Annotated in this window: 16 protein-coding genes and 1 pseudogene; 7 read left to right on the top strand and 10 right to left on the bottom strand. The window is 54.0% G+C overall.

All coding sequences use genetic code 11. The features are described 5' to 3' along the window. Window positions 1–259 precede the first annotated feature (259 nt). The 4 genes from U9M73_RS20775 to U9M73_RS20760 all read left to right on the top strand — a co-directional run bounded on the left by U9M73_RS20775 (window position 260) and on the right by U9M73_RS20760 (window position 4,846). Entirely contained in the window at window positions 260–1,168 is a 909-nt protein-coding gene (locus U9M73_RS20775) for an FMN-binding protein (protein WP_323078945.1), read from the top strand. A gap of 41 nt (window positions 1,169–1,209) precedes the next feature. After that, window positions 1,210–3,087 (top strand): NAD(P)/FAD-dependent oxidoreductase, encoded by a 1,878-nt coding sequence (locus tag U9M73_RS20770; RefSeq protein WP_323078943.1) that lies wholly within the window; start codon window positions 1,210–1,212, stop codon window positions 3,085–3,087. Between the two features lie 228 nt (window positions 3,088–3,315). After that, on the top strand, window positions 3,316–3,768 hold the full coding sequence (locus U9M73_RS20765) for a hypothetical protein (RefSeq protein WP_009224041.1): 453 nt from the start codon (window positions 3,316–3,318) through the stop codon (window positions 3,766–3,768). Between the two features lie 97 nt (window positions 3,769–3,865). After that, a complete protein-coding gene (locus U9M73_RS20760) occupies window positions 3,866–4,846 on the top strand; it encodes a polyprenyl synthetase family protein (RefSeq protein ID WP_323078941.1) in 981 nt (326 codons plus the stop codon). Window positions 4,847–4,860: 14 nt separating this feature from the next. Here the strand turns inward: U9M73_RS20760 and U9M73_RS20755 are convergent, their stop codons facing one another. The 9 genes from U9M73_RS20755 to U9M73_RS20715 all read right to left on the bottom strand — a co-directional run bounded on the left by U9M73_RS20755 (window position 4,861) and on the right by U9M73_RS20715 (window position 13,597). Next, the gene (locus U9M73_RS20755; protein ID WP_323078939.1) at window positions 4,861–5,244 is read right to left on the bottom strand and encodes a hypothetical protein; all 384 of its coding nucleotides are present in this window, start codon (window positions 5,242–5,244) and stop codon (window positions 4,861–4,863) included. A 57-nt stretch (window positions 5,245–5,301) separates the two neighbouring features. Further along, window positions 5,302–6,174, bottom strand: a complete 873-nt coding sequence (locus U9M73_RS20750; protein WP_009224038.1) for a UbiA-like polyprenyltransferase — start codon at window positions 6,172–6,174, stop codon at window positions 5,302–5,304. Between the two features lie 374 nt (window positions 6,175–6,548). Then, window positions 6,549–7,832 (bottom strand): aspartate aminotransferase family protein, encoded by a 1,284-nt coding sequence (locus tag U9M73_RS20745; protein WP_323078937.1) that lies wholly within the window; start codon window positions 7,830–7,832, stop codon window positions 6,549–6,551. A 23-nt stretch (window positions 7,833–7,855) separates the two neighbouring features. Further along, window positions 7,856–9,946, bottom strand: coding sequence for a peptidase U32 family protein (locus tag U9M73_RS20740; RefSeq protein WP_009224036.1), 2,091 nt, complete (start codon window positions 9,944–9,946; stop codon window positions 7,856–7,858). 101 nt (window positions 9,947–10,047) lie between these two features. Then, window positions 10,048–10,848 carry an energy-coupling factor transporter transmembrane component T family protein gene (locus U9M73_RS20735; protein ID WP_009224035.1) on the bottom strand — a complete coding sequence of 267 codons (801 nt, stop codon included), beginning with the start codon at window positions 10,846–10,848 and terminating at the stop codon, window positions 10,048–10,050. Continuing rightward, window positions 10,838–11,803, bottom strand: a complete 966-nt coding sequence (locus tag U9M73_RS20730; RefSeq protein ID WP_323078935.1) for an ATP-binding cassette domain-containing protein — start codon at window positions 11,801–11,803, stop codon at window positions 10,838–10,840. Before U9M73_RS20730 ends, U9M73_RS20735 begins: the two co-directional genes overlap by 11 nt. Beyond that, window positions 11,803–12,624: an ATP-binding cassette domain-containing protein gene (locus U9M73_RS20725; RefSeq protein ID WP_009224033.1), complete on the bottom strand. Its 822-nt coding sequence runs from the start codon at window positions 12,622–12,624 to the stop codon at window positions 11,803–11,805. Before U9M73_RS20725 ends, U9M73_RS20730 begins: the two co-directional genes overlap by 1 nt. Before the next feature lie 45 nt (window positions 12,625–12,669). Continuing rightward, window positions 12,670–13,224: a Gx transporter family protein gene (locus tag U9M73_RS20720; RefSeq protein WP_009224032.1), complete on the bottom strand. Its 555-nt coding sequence runs from the start codon at window positions 13,222–13,224 to the stop codon at window positions 12,670–12,672. After that, complete coding sequence (locus tag U9M73_RS20715) at window positions 13,211–13,597, bottom strand: NusG domain II-containing protein (RefSeq protein ID WP_323078933.1); 387 nt, start codon at window positions 13,595–13,597, stop codon at window positions 13,211–13,213. The genes U9M73_RS20720 and U9M73_RS20715 overlap by 14 nt, the downstream gene beginning before the upstream one ends. A gap of 541 nt (window positions 13,598–14,138) precedes the next feature. On the opposite strand from U9M73_RS20715, the pseudogene U9M73_RS22245 reads away from it, so the two are divergent. Then, window positions 14,139–14,381: pseudogene (locus U9M73_RS22245) on the top strand (spore germination protein); the annotation flags it as partial. A gap of 9 nt (window positions 14,382–14,390) precedes the next feature. Beyond that, entirely contained in the window at window positions 14,391–14,681 is a 291-nt protein-coding gene (locus tag U9M73_RS20710) for a hypothetical protein (RefSeq protein WP_232282236.1), read from the top strand. A gap of 172 nt (window positions 14,682–14,853) precedes the next feature. On the opposite strand, the gene U9M73_RS20705 is transcribed toward U9M73_RS20710, so the two are convergent. Beyond that, window positions 14,854–15,273 carry a hypothetical protein gene (locus U9M73_RS20705; protein WP_009224029.1) on the bottom strand — a complete coding sequence of 140 codons (420 nt, stop codon included), beginning with the start codon at window positions 15,271–15,273 and terminating at the stop codon, window positions 14,854–14,856. 157 nt (window positions 15,274–15,430) lie between these two features. Between U9M73_RS20705 and U9M73_RS20700 the strand changes: the two genes are divergently transcribed. After that, a complete protein-coding gene (locus U9M73_RS20700) occupies window positions 15,431–16,033 on the top strand; it encodes a cupin domain-containing protein (RefSeq protein WP_323078931.1) in 603 nt (200 codons plus the stop codon). Window positions 16,034–16,200: the final 167 nt, after the last annotated feature.

The following is a 16,200-nucleotide window of genomic DNA, read 5'->3' as shown; positions in this document are numbered from 1 at the left end:
CAATTCTTTGAACACGACATTCCCTTACGTAGTACTGCTTCCGCCGCTTGGAGCAGTTGTTTTAGATCACACTACATGTGATAAATTTCACATTAAGCCCTATTTTTATATGCTAAAATGCCATCGAACAAAGGTTTCGGGACTCCCGAACCCCTCGTCAAATCAGCCTTTTTCAAGGGTCCCCCACCTGATATCCGTTATTAAAATGTCTTCACATTTTAATATATATATATATTTTCATTCACTGGAGGTCTCAATCATGAAAAAAGCTTCAATTATCCTGAGCAGTGCGCTGTTGTTAGGTCTCTTGGCCGGCTGTGGATCGGACAATGATGCTAACGGCGCAAACTCTGCGCAACCTGCAAACAACACTTCTGCCGCTAATGAAACCAATGCAGGAGCTGATAACGCGGCTGCAGAGCAAGGCAAATACCAAGACGGTGTATACTTCGCCCAAGGTGAAGTGGATGCAGATTCCGGATGGCAATCCTACGTGACGCTGACGGTAGCCGGAGGTAAAATCACGGAAGCCAAGTGGAATGCGCTGAGCGAAAAAGCCCCCGTCGATAAAGTGACCTATTCCAAAGAAGGCAAGTACGGCATGAAAGCCGGCGGCGCTTCCTCGGAATGGCATGAACAAGCCGAGAAGGTTGAGCAATACCTGATCGAAAAGCAAGATCCCAAAGCGATCACCTTGGGGGATGACGGCAAAACTGATGCCATCGCGGGTGTGTCCGTGCATGTAAGTGAATTTTTTAACTTGGCGGAGCAAGCGCTGAATGCTGGTCCAGTTGAGGTTGGCCCGTACAAAGACGGCACTTACCATGCCGAAGGAGCAGCCTTCGACGAGCATTCCGGTTGGAAAGATACCGTTGACGTTGTGGTCGCCGCCGGCAAGATCGTCAAAGTGAACTTCAGCGGCGTCAACGAAAAAGGCGAAGACAAGAAGCAATATTCGATCGACGGCAAATATGGAATGAAGGCCGGCGGTGCTCAAGCCGAATGGCATGAAGAAGTGGCCAAAGCTGAAGCTTACCTGATTGAAAAACAAGATCCAGCCGCCGTGACATTTAACGAAGAGGGCAAAACGGACGCGATCGCCGGGGCAACGATTACGCTGCAACCGCATTTCGAGCTCGTTAGCCAAGCACTTGAGCAAGCGAAATAAACCCATATTACCATCCACCCTAAAATGAGAAGGTGAATCTCTTGAAGAAAATCGTAGTTCTGGGCGGCGGTTATGGCGGTGTAGTCACTTCCAAGCATCTGGCCAAACTGTTCAAAAAAGACAAAGATGTGGAGATCCAGCTGATTGACCGAAATCCCTACCACACGCTGCTGACGGAGCTGCATGAGGTTGCAGCGAACCGGGCGCCGGAGGATTCCGTCAAGATTGAACTAAAGAAGATTTTTGCCGGGCAAAAAGTGGATGTCGTCCTCGATTCCATTGATGCCATCGATTTTAACGCTAAAGAGCTTCGTTCCGAGCGAGCCACTTATAAATACGATTACCTCGTCATCGGTACCGGCTGTAAACCAACATTCTTCGGGATCCCAGGCGCTGAGGAGCATGCCTTGACCCTGTGGTCCTATGAAGATGCCGTACGTCTGAAAGAACAAGTGCGCCGTAAGTTCAGCGAAGCGGCGAAGGTAAGCAATCCGGTGAAACGCCGCAAAATGCTGTCCTTTGTTGTCGTCGGCGCCGGCTTTACCGGCGTGGAACTGGTTGGCGAATTAGCCGAATTCCGCGACGAGCTGTGCAAAGAGTTCTATATCGATCCGAGCGAGGTTCGCCTGGTCGTCGCCGATATGGCTCCGAAAATCCTGCCGATCCTGCCGGATAAATTGATCGAAAAAGCGACGAAACGTCTGCACAAAATGAACGTAGAGATCATTACGAGCGCTAAAATTACTGGCGTCACCCCAACCAGCGTACAGCTTGGCGAAGGTAAAGAGCTCGAAGCGGATACGATCGTCTGGACCGCCGGGGTTGAAGGCTCCGAGCTCGTTGGCAAGCTCGATGTGAAGCAGGAAGGCCGCAAGCGGATCGTCACCAACGATAAGCTGCAAAGCGTCGATCACGAGAACGTCTATATCGTTGGCGACAACATCTTCTTCATTCCGGAAGGCGAAACCCGTCCGGTACCACAGATGGTTGAGAACGCCGAGCAAGCCGGCCCGGTTATCGCCCACAACATTTATGCGGACGTTCACGGCAAACCGAAGAAGTCCTATAAACCGGGCTTCCACGGAACGATGGTCTGCATCGGCAGCCGCTACGGCGTTGCGAATGTTGGGCTCCCGAATAAAATGTTTATGCTCAGCGGCTTCATGGCCATGTTCTGCAAACACTTAATCAATATGTATTACCTGTTTACCGTGGCTGGTTTTGCCAAAGTCTGGACTTATATGATGCATGAATTCTTCCACGTGAACAATCGCAGAAGCTTCGTAGGCGGCCATTTCGCGAAGCGTTCGCCGAACTTCTGGCTCCTGCCGCTGCGGATCTTCGTCGGCTACAAATGGCTCGAGGAAGGCCTCGATAAGCTTCCGAAAATTTGGAAGGATCCATCGAACATCTTCCTGATTCCGGCCTCTCCGAAAGCGGACGTCATTTCCGCGGCCAGTGAAGCCGCTGGTGAAGTGACCAAAACGGTGGATGCTCAAGCGGCAGCTTCGGCGGTAGAAAGCGCCTCGACAGCAGTTACCGCCTTGCCGGTACCTGGATTTATCAAGAGCATCGTAAGCTGGTTTATGGATGTCTTCTTCTACACATCAGATGGCGGGTATACCGCTTTGGCGACTGTGTTCCAGTTCTTTATGGTGTTTGCCGAAATTGCGCTCGGCATCATGATTATCGTTGGCCTGTTCACCGCTGTCGCTTCGGCAGCCACCGTCGCGCTGGGCGTCATGATCTGGTCCTCCAGCATGGCTTCGGCGGAAATGCTGTGGTACATGACCGCAGGCGTCGCGTTGATCGGCGGATCGGGCAGCACGTTTGGTCTGGATTACTACGTACTTCCTTGGCTCAAGAAACAATGGAAACGAATCCCGTTCGTACGAAGATGGTACCTATACACGGAATAATCGCAGCTCTTTATGAAACCTTGAACTGGAGTAATGTGCGCCTGGCGGCGTACATTACTCTCATTTTTATCCTTTTGCCGAAATCGGTGTGAGGATCCCCTGCAAGCCTGCCTGCATTTAGGCGAATGTTCAAAAAAGTCAGGATTCGGTACCGGATACGCTGCCTATTGTTGGTTCGTGATCAATGATGACTTTTTTGAACTACCTCTTTAAGGAGTGTGTGTCCTTATGAATCCGAAGCTTATCCAAGACGCTTATCGCTTATTGCAGGGCGAATTATCGCCCGAAGCCGGCATTATTGTGGATTTACCCTATCCAGAAGCGGCAACACTGGCAACCTTGCTGGAGCAATACGACATGCCGCAGGTTCGCCAATGCCGTCTGTTATCCATTTACATCGCAATCAAGCTCGCCCTTCAACGTCATAGCGAATGCGGCTCCCTCGCCCCCGGCGAAACGTTAACCCGCAAAGTGTTGGATGGCGACTATCTATACAGCTTTTACGTCGAGCTTTGCCTGAAGTGGGAAGAATTCGATCTGCTCGGGCATCTCGCTCCCATCATTAAACAACTGCAAATCAAACGCGTCGAAGGCCGTCCTGAAGACGAGCGCTTGCTCAAAGCCTGGGAACGGTTCCTGCAGCTAGACAACAACCGCAGCACCGCCAGCAAGGCGATGTAGACGGCGGTGGATTGAGAGTGTTCGAGGATCTGACGCCCCCCGACGCACTCGGCACCTGCGTCTACGACTGCCAGCCCAAGTTTAGGAGGGAAGCGACATGAAGCTTGAGGAAACACTGAACATCCCCTTAAGAACCGTCGATCGGGAACTTGAGAACATGGTCAAATATGATCGCGACGTCCCTCGTTCCTCCCAATTGGCCAAAGCAATCGTCGAGTTGATTCGTTCCGGCGGCAAACGGATTCGCCCCTTGATGGTTATCGTCGGCAGCCGCTTCGGCCCTGATCCCGATGAGAAGAAGGTCTGGCGGCTCGCCGCCGCCGCAGAATTCATTCACGCTGCTTCTCTGATTCATGACGATATTATCGATGATTCCCCAATGCGGCGCGGCCAAAAAGCCATGCATATCAAGCTGGGCGTGAGCGGCGCGCTGCATGTGGGCAATTATATGTCGGCGAGGGTCATCGAGCTGATCTCCGTCTATTCGGCGGAACGGGAGAAATTCGTCTACGACCTCTCCTCCCTGGCCACAACCAAGCTGTGTCTCGGAGAGTATCAGCAGCTTTCTCACCTGTTCGACTATGATGTGACGATCGACGAATACTTGGAGAAATCGAAGAACAAAACCGCACAACTGATGGCCACATGCCTGCAAATCGGCGCCAAAGCCGCTGGCGCGGATACGGAAACGGCCGAGCTGCTGTATAGCTTTGGCGAAAAGCTCGGCATGTCGTTCCAGATCCGCGACGACGTGCTCGACTACACCCAATCGGCGGAGAAGCTCGGCAAGCCGGCCGGCAGCGATCTGCGCAGCGGCCAGGTGACCTTGCCCGTCCTGTTCGCGTTGCAGGACGAAACCCTAGCCCCGGCGATCCGGGCCATTTCGGCAGACAGCCCTGCCGAAGAGGTAGACGCCGTCGTCGCGGCGATTCAAGCCAGCGGCGCGCTGGAGAAAACCGAGGCGCTCAGCCGTCAGTATCTCGATGAAGCGCAGGACATCATCAACCGGCTGAGCCATTACCCGGCGCACCGGGATCTGCAGGCGTTGCTGGAGTATTTTGGCGGGCGGGAGAAATAAAATAAAGCACGAACCTAAAGGAAGGTTATCTTGACCATCGCTGAACTCGCCGGCCTGTAGACAGCCCCTCCCACCAGGTTCCCCAGCATACTGAAGAGCGGCGGCAGCGCTAATAGTAAGCCGGCAGCGTGGTTGCGCAACGCCTCTTCGAAATAGATGGCTATAAACGGGAAGTACATCCAATACAACATGATGAACAGCGCTTCTCCGAACAACCTGACTTTTAAATTGGCATCCCAGAAATATAGACTTATATTCACCGATGTTTTATAGTAATAATATGAAAATCGAATACAGGCCATCTTATATGAGATGTGCCACGAATCGAACATACGTTTCTGGTGATACAATCCCTTGCCGACTCGGTCCCGCATAGGGATTTTTTTGATATACGCCAACACCCCCACCCATGTAAGTCTGGGTGGGGGTGTTATTCTGTACGGCTCAGCAGCCGTTTACAACAGAAAGTAATCGCCGAGTGTAAAGAACAGGATCACCATGCTGATGACCTGGTTCAAATTGTACGAAGCCACGTTCATCCGCTTCCGGTTGGACGGTTTGATAATTTTGTGTTCCGTCATTAGCAGCAGGATGGCGATGATGATTCCCGTGATATAAAGCCAGCTCAGGTGGCGGATCGGGATTAAGGCAATCAGCAGCAGCACCATAATCGCGTGCAGGCCAGCTGCGATACGCAGACCGTTCTTGAGACCAAACGCGCTAGGAATCGACCAAAGTCCGTGATTGCGGTCAAATTCGATATCCTGCGAGCCGTAGATAATGTCAAACCCAGCGATCCACAGCATCACCACAGTGCCGAGGACAAACGGCGTAAAGGCGAATTGACCGGTAACCGCAAACCAGGCGCCGATGGGAGCCGAAGCGATCGTAAAGCCAAGGTACAGATGGCTCAGGTACGTAAACCGTTTGGTATAAGAATAGGAAGAGATCAGGAAAATCGCCACCGGTGACAAGATCAGGCACAACGTATTCAGCATCCCTGCAGCGAAAATGAAGATCGCATAGTTGACCGCAACGAACACCAGCACCTCCTTGGCGTCCAACAGCTTTTGCGGCAGGTGGCGATGCGCGGTGCGCGGATTTTGCGCGTCAAAGACGCGGTCGACGACGCGGTTAAAGGCGTTGGCCCCGTTCCGGGCGCCGATCAAGGCGATCAATCCCCACAGCATCACGCGCCACGAAGGAAACCCCTCCGCCGCCCAAACCATTGAGATGATGGCAAAAGGCAGCGAAAACAACGTGTGCGAAAACATCACCAATTCGCTGTACAACCGGATTTTGGTGCCGATTTTGCGGGCTATTTCCATGGATAGTCACTCTCCTCATCCTAAAAACACGGGTCATAACGTGGATTATTTATATTGGGGCGCCCCGTCACTCTTTCTGGTTTCAAATAACGGTAAAAACGACCTTTATTTTTCGGCAACCCGGGGTTTTTGGCAAAATAGCGGTATTTCGTACCGCTAATTTTGAGGTTGGCGTCCGTTTTGACAGAAATTCCGGAAAATAAGGATACTTTTTACCGTTATTTTGATGGAAACAGGCCGATGGGCCGAAAATAAAGGTACTTTTTACCGTTAATGAGACGGGTCTACGTCTGGCGGGCGGGTGGTACGCCTGCTGCGCTGGTCCGCCGGGCGCGCATGTTCACGCCTAGCGGACCTTAGCCCAGCTGCACGGGTTACACCAGCTCCGCCAGCGAAGCCTCCAGCGCGTCCAGCATGCCGCGCACGTCGGCCTCGTCGATGACCAGCGGCGGCTGGAAGGCCAGAACGTTGCGGTTCACGCCGTTCTTGCCGATGATATAGCCGCGGTCCAGCATCGCTTCCAGCACGTCGTCGGTGAGCTTCGCGCCGCGCGCGGGCTCCTCGGCGCATAGCTCCGCGCCGAGCATCAGCCCCGCGCCGCGCACGTCGGAGACGTGCTGCGGAAACCGCGCGGCGAGGCGCGTTAAGCCGCCGCGCAGCAGCTCACCGAGGCGCTCGGCCCGCTCCGGCAGGCGATGCGCCTCGATGTAGTCCAGGACCGCGAGCGCGGTCACGGACGAGACGGGGTTGCCGCCGAACGTGGAGGCGGATGGCCGGTTCAGGCTGGCAGCGATCTCGTCCGTGGTGGCGAAGCCCGCCACCGGGATGCCGCTGCCAAGCGCCTTGGCCATCGTCAGGATGTCCGGCGTGACGCCGTAACGGTCCACGGCGAACATGCGGCCCGTCCGGCCGAAGCCGGTCTGAATTTCATCGGCGATGAGCAGCACGCCGTGCTGCTCCAGCAGCCGCTTCACTTCAGCGAAATACCACTCCGTCGGCGCAACGATGCCGGCGTTCCCCTGGATCGGCTCGGCGATCATCGCCGCGATATCGCCGCCTTTCTCCGCCAGCGCTGCCTCCAGCGCGGCGATGGAGCGGCGTGCCGCCTCGTCGGCGCTAAGCCCGTACTCATACGGCCGGGGGATAAACGTGACATCCGTGTCATGCGCCAGCTGTGGATCCGTCCGCCACATCGCCAGCCCGGTCACGCTCATCGTCAAATACGTCCGGCCGTGCAAACCTTGCTCCAGCGCCAGGAAGCCCCGCCGCCCCGTATGCATGCGGGCAAGCAGCAAGGCGCCTTCATTCGCCTCCGAGCCGCTGTTCACGAAGAAGGTGCGGCGCAGGTTCCCCGGCAGCACGTCCGCCAGCCGCTCCGCCAAATCCACATTCGGCTGCGTCAAATAGATCGTGGACGTGTGCTGCAGCATCCGCAGCTGCTCGGCCGTCCGTTCGGCAATTTCCGGATTGCAGTGACCGCTGGCCACGACGGATACGCCGGCAAAAAAATCCGTATACCGCTTCCCGTCATGACCGTACAAATACTGCATCTCCCCCTTCACCAACTGCGGCGGATTTCGATAGAAATGGCTGGTGCAAGGATAAAAATATTGCTGCCGTTTCTTTAACACTTCGTCCGGTCCGATATATTTTGACATGTTCATTCGCTTCCTTTCCCCGATTAGGCTTGCACTCCTGCCGCCACTTCCGCCTGCGCTTCGGCGGCCTCCTCTTTGACGCCGTTGCCTTCGTTGTTCAGGGCCGACGCCTCTGCTCCTGCCATCTCTGCTCCTGTCGCCCCTGCGCCCGCAGCCCCGCTGGCACTCCCGCCGTCAAACTGCAACGCCCCCAGCGTATAGCCGGCATAAACGGGCTTCATCGCGGCAAACAACTCTCCGGCTGCCGCAGGGTTAGCCAGCGCCGCCTTATAGGTGCGCACGATCTCGGCCAGCTGCTCTGGACGGTAGGTCGCCCCTTCGATGCGGAAGACAGATAGACCCGCCGCCAGCAATTCCTTCACCGCGGGCAGCAAACAGATTTCTTTGGCCAACATCAGATGGTTGCGACCATGAACGTCCCGGTAAACCGGGTTTTCGCCTTTATCGGTTTTTAACACCAAAATGCTGTTATCCACGTAGTGATTGTCTTCCTCGCCGATGGCTTGGAACACTTCAGCGTTTTCGTACAAGTCATGCTCCATGTACATGATTGCCGGTGTACCGTGAACGATAGCCTCCAGCGGCCCTGGGGCATGTGCCAGTAGCGCTGCCAGGTCCTTCAGCGGCAGCTCCATGGATGCCGTAAGCCGGCTAACGCCACGCTCCCGATAAAACTCAGCTGCCAGCTGATTGTATACGTTCAGATTGAAATCCCCCACCAGCGGGTAACCCTTGTCGGCAAATTTTCGGATCGCCCCCAGATTCGTCACCATCAAGCCGTCGATCGGCAACCGTTCGCTCGACAGCAAGCCGTCATACATCTCAAAATGCAGCTCCGTCATCATCCGCGGCAGGCACAGAACTAGCTTGGCGTTCCCTTTTAATGCCGCCAGCTCTTTCACGTCCTCCTTCGTAAACGGACGATCCGGTTCAAATACGTCGCCGGAGAGATAAATATGGTCAGCTCCCGCTTCCAGCGCGGCTTTGGCTTGAGCCATGTTATTCACATGCACGGAGACGCCAGGAGCCGCGTGATTCTCCTGCACCGTACCCTTCTCTTTCCCCACCGCCGCCAGCGTCTCGCGAATCACGGCAACGCGTTTGTCGCTGAGCTCCCGCTCCTCCGTTGGCGTACTAAACACTTTGCCCGTGCTATAAAATTTCCCCGTTCCTTCGTAACGCCGGTTGATGTTGGACAATCCCGGACGGCCAAACGCATATCCCGTTGAAAAATCACGCTTGCGGTTATCGTAAAGCAGTTTCGTATCCCGGCTGCGTTCAAAGCCCACCGGATCGTTAATATAACGGTCGATCGCATCGCCATACGCCTTCACGAGCATTACCACGAACGCGGCATCCCGCATGCGGCCTTCGATTTTGAAGGAAGTGATGCCGCCGTGAATCAGCTCTGGGATATGTTCGTACATGAACATGTCTTTGACCGCCAGCGGGTATTCCGCCGGATAGATGTTGCCGTCTTTTTTCACACGATAATCCCAGCGGCATGGCTTCAGGCATTTCCCCCGGTTACTGCTCATCCCGAATACCGCAGAGCTGAAATAACAGTTCGCCCCGTGCACCGAGCACATATCCCCATGCACAAAGTACTCCAACTCCATGCCGGTCGCTTGTTGAAGATAGCGGGTCGTCATGAGATCCATTTCCCGCGAAGTGACGACACGAGTGACCCCGAGCTCCTGTAAAGCGCGAACCATCTCCACGTTATGCACGTTCATCATGACGGAGGAATGCACGTTTAGCTTCAGGTTCATCTCCCGGATCAGCGACAACACAGCGAAATCCTGCACAATGATGGCATCCGGTCCCGCCGATTCCAGGAAACGCAAATATGCCCGCGCCTCGTCCAACTCGCCTTCGTTCAGCAAATTGTTGACGGTGACGTACACTTTTTTGCCAAGCCCGTGTGCAATCTGGACTGCCTCCGTAATTTCCTCCAGGCTAAAATTAAATCCTTTTCGCATCAGGCGCATATTCAGGTTAGGTCCTCCGAAATAAACCGCATCACAATTCTCTACAATGACTTGTTTGAAAATTTCGAACGTCCCCGTAGGCGCAAGCAGCTCAACTTCTTTCCCATTAAAAAAACGTGCCACAGCCGTTTCCCCCTCACATGATTTAAATGTCCAACCTATCAACCTATCCCATCAAACTCTATCTACATGAATTTACTCGCGGAGAATTTTGCATTGGCGGTTCAAACCAACCGATAAACCACAACCGCTGCAGCCAGGACCACATAGGACAACACAAACCAAGTGTCCCGGCCTTTCCAGACCAGCAGGTGGTATTCCGAACGCGGTGCGCCAAGCGTGTAGCCCCGGGACTCCATGGACAACACAAGCTCTTCAGCCCGGCGGAAGGCGCTGACCGTAACCGGTACGAGAAGGGAGACCAGCATGCGCCCCTTCTCCTTCCACGGCAGCTCCTTCAGGTCCGCACCGCGCGACGCCTGTGCCTTGAGGATCTTGTGCGTTTCGTCCAAAATCGTGGGGATAAAGCGCAGCGCAATGCTCATCATCAGCGTCAATTGCTCGGGCGAGACGCCAATCCGTTTCAGCGGTTTAAGCACACCGCTCAAACCTTGATTCAACACCCCCGGCGTCGTCGTAAACGTCAGGATGGCGGTGAATGACACCAACAACCCCATACGGGAGGCGGCGATGAATCCGCTGCTGACTCCGCCGCTGTATAGGGTCCAGGAGCCGATGCGCCAGATCGCCTCCCCCGACTCCACCGTCAAGCACTGAACAACGAAGATAAACACCATCAGTGCCCACAGCGGTTTGGCCGCCTTCAGGTAATATTTCAGCGGGATCTTGGTCGACAGCATATAGCCGATCGAAAACACCGCAGCCACGGCCAAGGCGGGCCAAGAGCCTACCGCCACGATCGCAACAAGATACAGCACCATCCCGGCCAGCTTGGCCCGAGGATCTACAGCGTGCACCCAAGAGCCGGTATCAATACTGCGCCCAAACAGCAGCTTATTCCGCATGCCCGCTGCCTCCTTCCCCGGAAGTGCCGGATAGAATCGGCGGCCGAACCGGAACGGGCCGGTCCACGGACAGCAAGGTCGGGGCGGAACGCTCCCCAGCCTCATCCAACAACCAGGCCAACCGCTCGGCCAACGCCTCCGCCGTCAAGCACGGCGGCTCGCCTGTCAGGCCGTACATTTCCGCCGCTTTATTCCAGTAACGGATACATGCCGGGATAGCCAGCCCCTCGGCCTCCAGACGGGGTGCCTCGCTTACCAGCTCGGCCGTACTGCCTTGGAACGATTTCCGGCCATCTTTCATCACGATCCACTGCTCTGCGTACGGGAGGATTTCCTCCATCCGGTGCGTTACCACGATCACCGTCTTCCCCTCTTCACGGTGCAGCCGCGACAGCATTTCCGCCAATTCGGCACGGCTTTGCGGATCCAGCGTCGCTGTCGGCTCATCCAGCGCGATCACGTCCGGCTCCATCGCCAGCACCGAGGCGATCGCCACTTTGCGCATCTGCCCCCCGCTCAAGCGGAGCGGGTTGCGACTGAGGAACGAGTCATCAAGCCCAACTAGGGCCAGCGCACGTCTGGCTCTTGCCTTGGCTTCGTCTAAGGAGCAGCCGAAATTCAGCGGACCGAAGCAAAGATCCTTCTCCACCGTATCCTCGAATAGCTGCTGCTCCGGAAACTGGAAGACGAGTCCAACCCGCCTCCGCAGCTCGCGCAGCGGAGGCGCCTTACCGCCGGCTTCCATCGTCACATCCAGAACGTGCACCTTCCCGCCCGTCGGCTTCAAAATGCCGTTGAAATGCTGCATCAACGTTGATTTGCCCGAGCCGGAAGCCCCGGCAATCCCGGCAAACACGCCGTCCGCCAGGTAGAGGTCGACCTCCAGCAACGCATTGTGCCGCCATAGGCTGCTCTCGTCATAAGCGAAGCTGACTTGCTCGAACTGTATCGCCATCAAAGTTGCGCCTCCTCTTCGCCGTTCAATTCAAAGCCCGCAGGAAGCGTCACGCCCCGCCGCCTCAGCTCCTGTTGAAGCCGAATCCGATAGGGGGCGATTAACCGGCATTCCGCCAGCAGGGCTTCATCCCGAAACAGCTCGCCCGGCTCCAGGTCGGCGGCTACCGTTCCGCCTCCCAGTACGATCGCCCGGTCGGAGGCCATAATCTCATCGGCATCATGCGTAATCGAGACCATCGTGTAACGGCCGCTCTGCTTCATGTCCCGCAGGATGGCAAGCAGCTCGCCGCGGGCTTTCTCGTCCAGCATCGAGGAAGCCTCGTCAAAGATCACGATGCCCGGCTCCATCGCCAAGATGGAAGCGACGGCCACCCGCTGTTTTTGTCCTCCCGACAACTCCGCGGGATGCTTGGACAGCAGATGGCCGATGTGCAGTTTATCCGCATATTCCCGCACGCGCTTCACCATGACCTCCCGCGGCAGATTATGCCCCTCCAAGCCAAAGGCGATATCCTCTTCAACCGTGGCGCCGATAAATTGATTGTCCGGATTTTGAAACACCATTCCGATGCGTGGACGCAACGAAGTCACCGTATTCCGATCCAACTTCGTTCCTTCCACATATATCGCTCCGCTGTTAGCGCCCAATAAACCGCCCAGCAGCTTTGCCAGCGTGGATTTGCCACAGCCGTTCGGCCCCACCAACGACACCCAGCTGCCCGAAGGGATGCTAAGCGTAACATCTTGAAGCACAGGATGCGCCGGGTGGTATGCGAAGGAAACCTCCCTCAGCTCATAAGCGAATCCGGTTTCTCCCATTTCTCTCTCCCCCTCAGATGTACGTCGTGCGAAGCCCCTCCCGGCTTAAGCCGTTTCCGCTAAAAAGCCTTCAAATAAAGACAGCTTCGACAGCGACGGAATCAAATATCTCACGGCAATTCCAACGGCGATCCCGGTCAGAACCCCCATGATGAGCAGCATCGGCAAATAATAGAAAATTTTCGTCGTATTAAAATACAAAGCAGCGGCCGTCAATTGCCCGATATTGTGGGCAATCCCCCCAACGATGCTAATCCCGATGACGCTTAGCCGTTTGCGCCCAACCAGCAGCAGGAACCACATCGCCGCAAAGCTGAACAACGCCCCCATAATACTGAACAGGAAGCTGGAAAAGGTCCCGAAAATAAACGCCGTGAGCAGCGTCTTTAACAGCACCATCATGAAGGCGTCCCGGGCTCGCAGAAAATAAAGGCAGGTCAGCACCATAATATTAGCCAGTCCGAGCTTCGCCCCAGGTACGCTCATGTTCACGGGAATGAGGGACTCCACCAAGCTGAGAACGACCGCCACCGCCGCGAAAATAGCTACGATCACCGTTCTTTTTAGCAGCAGGCTGGATGATTCATTAAAGGATTGCATCAACCTCGTCTCCCCCTTCTGAAGCTACCACTTCAACCATCAACTTATGTGGCAGGCATACGATCGTCCCACCGTTACGGTCAATAAATCCGAAGGTCAGGCACACTTTGTCCGGACAGTCGGCGTCGATCATCTCAATCCCGTAGTCATGCACCTTCAAAATGTTGTGGCCATACTCCGTTATAATGTCTACCTTCTGTTCTTCTCCGGTCAACTGCACCGTCTTAAACAGCTTCCCGTCCACTGTGATTCTCGCTACTCGATTCTCGTTTTTGTGATTGTTTTCACTTGAATCGCCAAACCATCTCGGAACCAAGAAGACCAAAGCGATCACGACGATGGTTCCGATCAACAGGATATCTCCGCGTTTCATGGCTAACTCCCTTATTTTTTGATTATATAAATCTTAGATGACCTCATTATACATGGTGCCTTCCCTACTCTAGTGTGACAAATATCTCAGCTTCTTCTGTTTTCCCCGGGTTTCACAAAATCATCACTTTAGAAAGGCTTTTAGATATATGCATTGCATTTTTTATTCATTCAAAGTATAATAAATAATTAGTTGTTATAACCACGTTGCAGTTCCTCACAAGATTATAACTCTCCTTATACCGTTCGGTATGAAATTCCTTATTTGAATGACCCAATCAAAGTAAGAATTTGGACGTTTTTCTGATTCACACTGGCGCGGTCATCGGAGCCGCAAGGACAAATGAGAGGTAGGGCTTTTGTTGTTTTAGAAATAGGCAGTTTGTTGTAGTCGGAGCAGGGACACAAGGCCGGTCTTCACGTGTACATGAAGGCTTGGATAACAATACGAAGCAGGCATTGGCGCGTATAGCCAGTGCCTGTTTTGCTTAGAATAAGGCTGTCTTTGCGAATCTGCAGTCTTAGCGAACAAACACCAGGAAATCTATAATTTACAACGGCTCTCCAAATCGCTTGGCTTCCAGCCTTGGTATGCCTTACCCAAATTCTACACGACCGAGCTGCCGGTTGAAGCTGCGCATGCGCTCAGACAAGGCCGTCTCCTTCTCTTTATGGACCGGTTACCGTTTTCCATCATTTTGCCAGCCCTGATCAGCGATATCTTCATGATGGAAAATGACCGGAATTACTCGCCCCCCTTCATGTATCTGATCCGAAACCAAAGGATGATTCGAGTGGATAAAAGTCTACAGGTCATGATCGTAAATATCCTGATTCACATCGGGATCATTTTCTTTATCTTCCCGACGAACATCAGGCATCGGGGCGACGTACATGCGCAGCCAGATCAATCCGAAGGTGTCGATCTTGCAAACACGGGGGAACTCCGGACCAAAATCCCGAGGGAGAAGCTCGCTCATTGGCGGTCGGAGTATTTTCCCCGTCTTAGAATGGACTTGGTGGTAAAAACAACGATCCAAAACGAAGGTAATCTCAAAACGGATCGCATCAATACCCTCAGATAAAGTTCACGATAAGAAAAACGTCTATCGACGTACATTCAAAGTAGACAGACCGCGTTTAGCGGAAGTTTTTCTTACGATATCAGGATGCCAATCGCCCGAAGTTTATACTTTCTGATATCTTAAAAAAATCCCCTCCGGTCGCACCGTGAGGGGATTTTTGATGATCAAGAGATTATCCGCCGATAGCGGTAGCCGTGAAGACAACCGGCCCTACGACTCTGGCCGTGCTGTTGTTATCCTGATTTTCTACGATCAGCTGATAGTTTTGGACTCCGAGCGGGGCGTGTTCAACCATGTGCACGCTAATGAGACCCCAGTCGTTGAAAGCATCCTCCAGCTCTACTAACCCATAGAAGATTTCGGTGCCCGCTCTCCAGATGCGCACCAGGATATTCGGCGTATCGGTCAGCGCTTCAACGCCTATCGTTGCCTTCAACTCAACACGGTTGGTCAAGGACGCCGGATCGGCCGGATCAAGGAATACGGAAACTGCTGCAATCTGCACGCCCCCTACAACCGGAATCGGAATGTTAACACCATTGGTCACCGGAGTCACAACAGTCGAGTTGTAATCCAAAAGCGTTTTTGCCATACCATCTTCTCCCCTTTACTAAGGTATGCTCTATTCTATGTAAGAGAGAAAGAAGATTCTTAGATGAATGCATCAGTAGAATTGACTCATTTTCATACAAGCACAGGAGCAAGGAATAGGCATATGATGGATAAAAAAACTGGAGGTTATGTCAAACATGAGTTATGTTCCCGGACCGTACCCCGGCTTGTCGTACGCCGCTCCGTATGATCCTTACATCTATCCTCAACCTTACTTCGTTTACGGATATCCGCAGGCATTTCAACCCGCACGCTATCCCGACTATATCGAGCCCAGCCCGATCTATCCTGAATACGCACCGTCTCCTTCGCAAGACGACGCTTGGAACCGGCAGCCGCTTCAAGATTACGGGCAAAAGCCGTTTGTGATTAATATTAGCGATGCCGCCGAGCATAACCGGAACTTCCGGACCGCTCTCTGGACGGGCAAGCATTTCCAGGTCACTTTGATGAGCATTCCGGTCGGTGAGGATATCGGCTTGGAGATCCATCCGAACACGGACCAATTTGTACGCGTGGAAGAGGGTCGAGGCGTTGCGCAAATGGGCGATCGTGCGGACCACCTCACCTTCGTACGAAACATCCATGAAGACGACGCGGTCTTCATCCCCGCCGGCACGTGGCACAACATCATCAACACCGGCAACGAGCCGCTTAAAGTGTATGTCATTTATGCCCCGCCGCACCATCCGTTTGGCACGGTGCATCGGACAAAAAGGGATGCGATGGAGCAAGAGTAAGCGCACCAAGGAACAGGGAGGTTTCAGCAAACCTCCCTATTTGCGGTCACAATTTAGTGCTAAGCGCATGGAGAAAACAAAGAAACGGAGAAGAACTAACAAGCGAAGAGCAAGAGGTCACTCGGAAGATGAACAAGGTCCTTCAACAATTCAAAAACGCCCCCCGA

The sequence above is a fragment of the Paenibacillus phoenicis genome, from assembly GCF_034718895.1.
Lineage (GTDB): Bacteria > Bacillota > Bacilli > Paenibacillales > Paenibacillaceae > Fontibacillus > Fontibacillus phoenicis.
The sequence above is the reverse complement of the archived record's forward strand: the minus strand, read 5'-3'. Positions and strand labels throughout refer to the sequence as shown.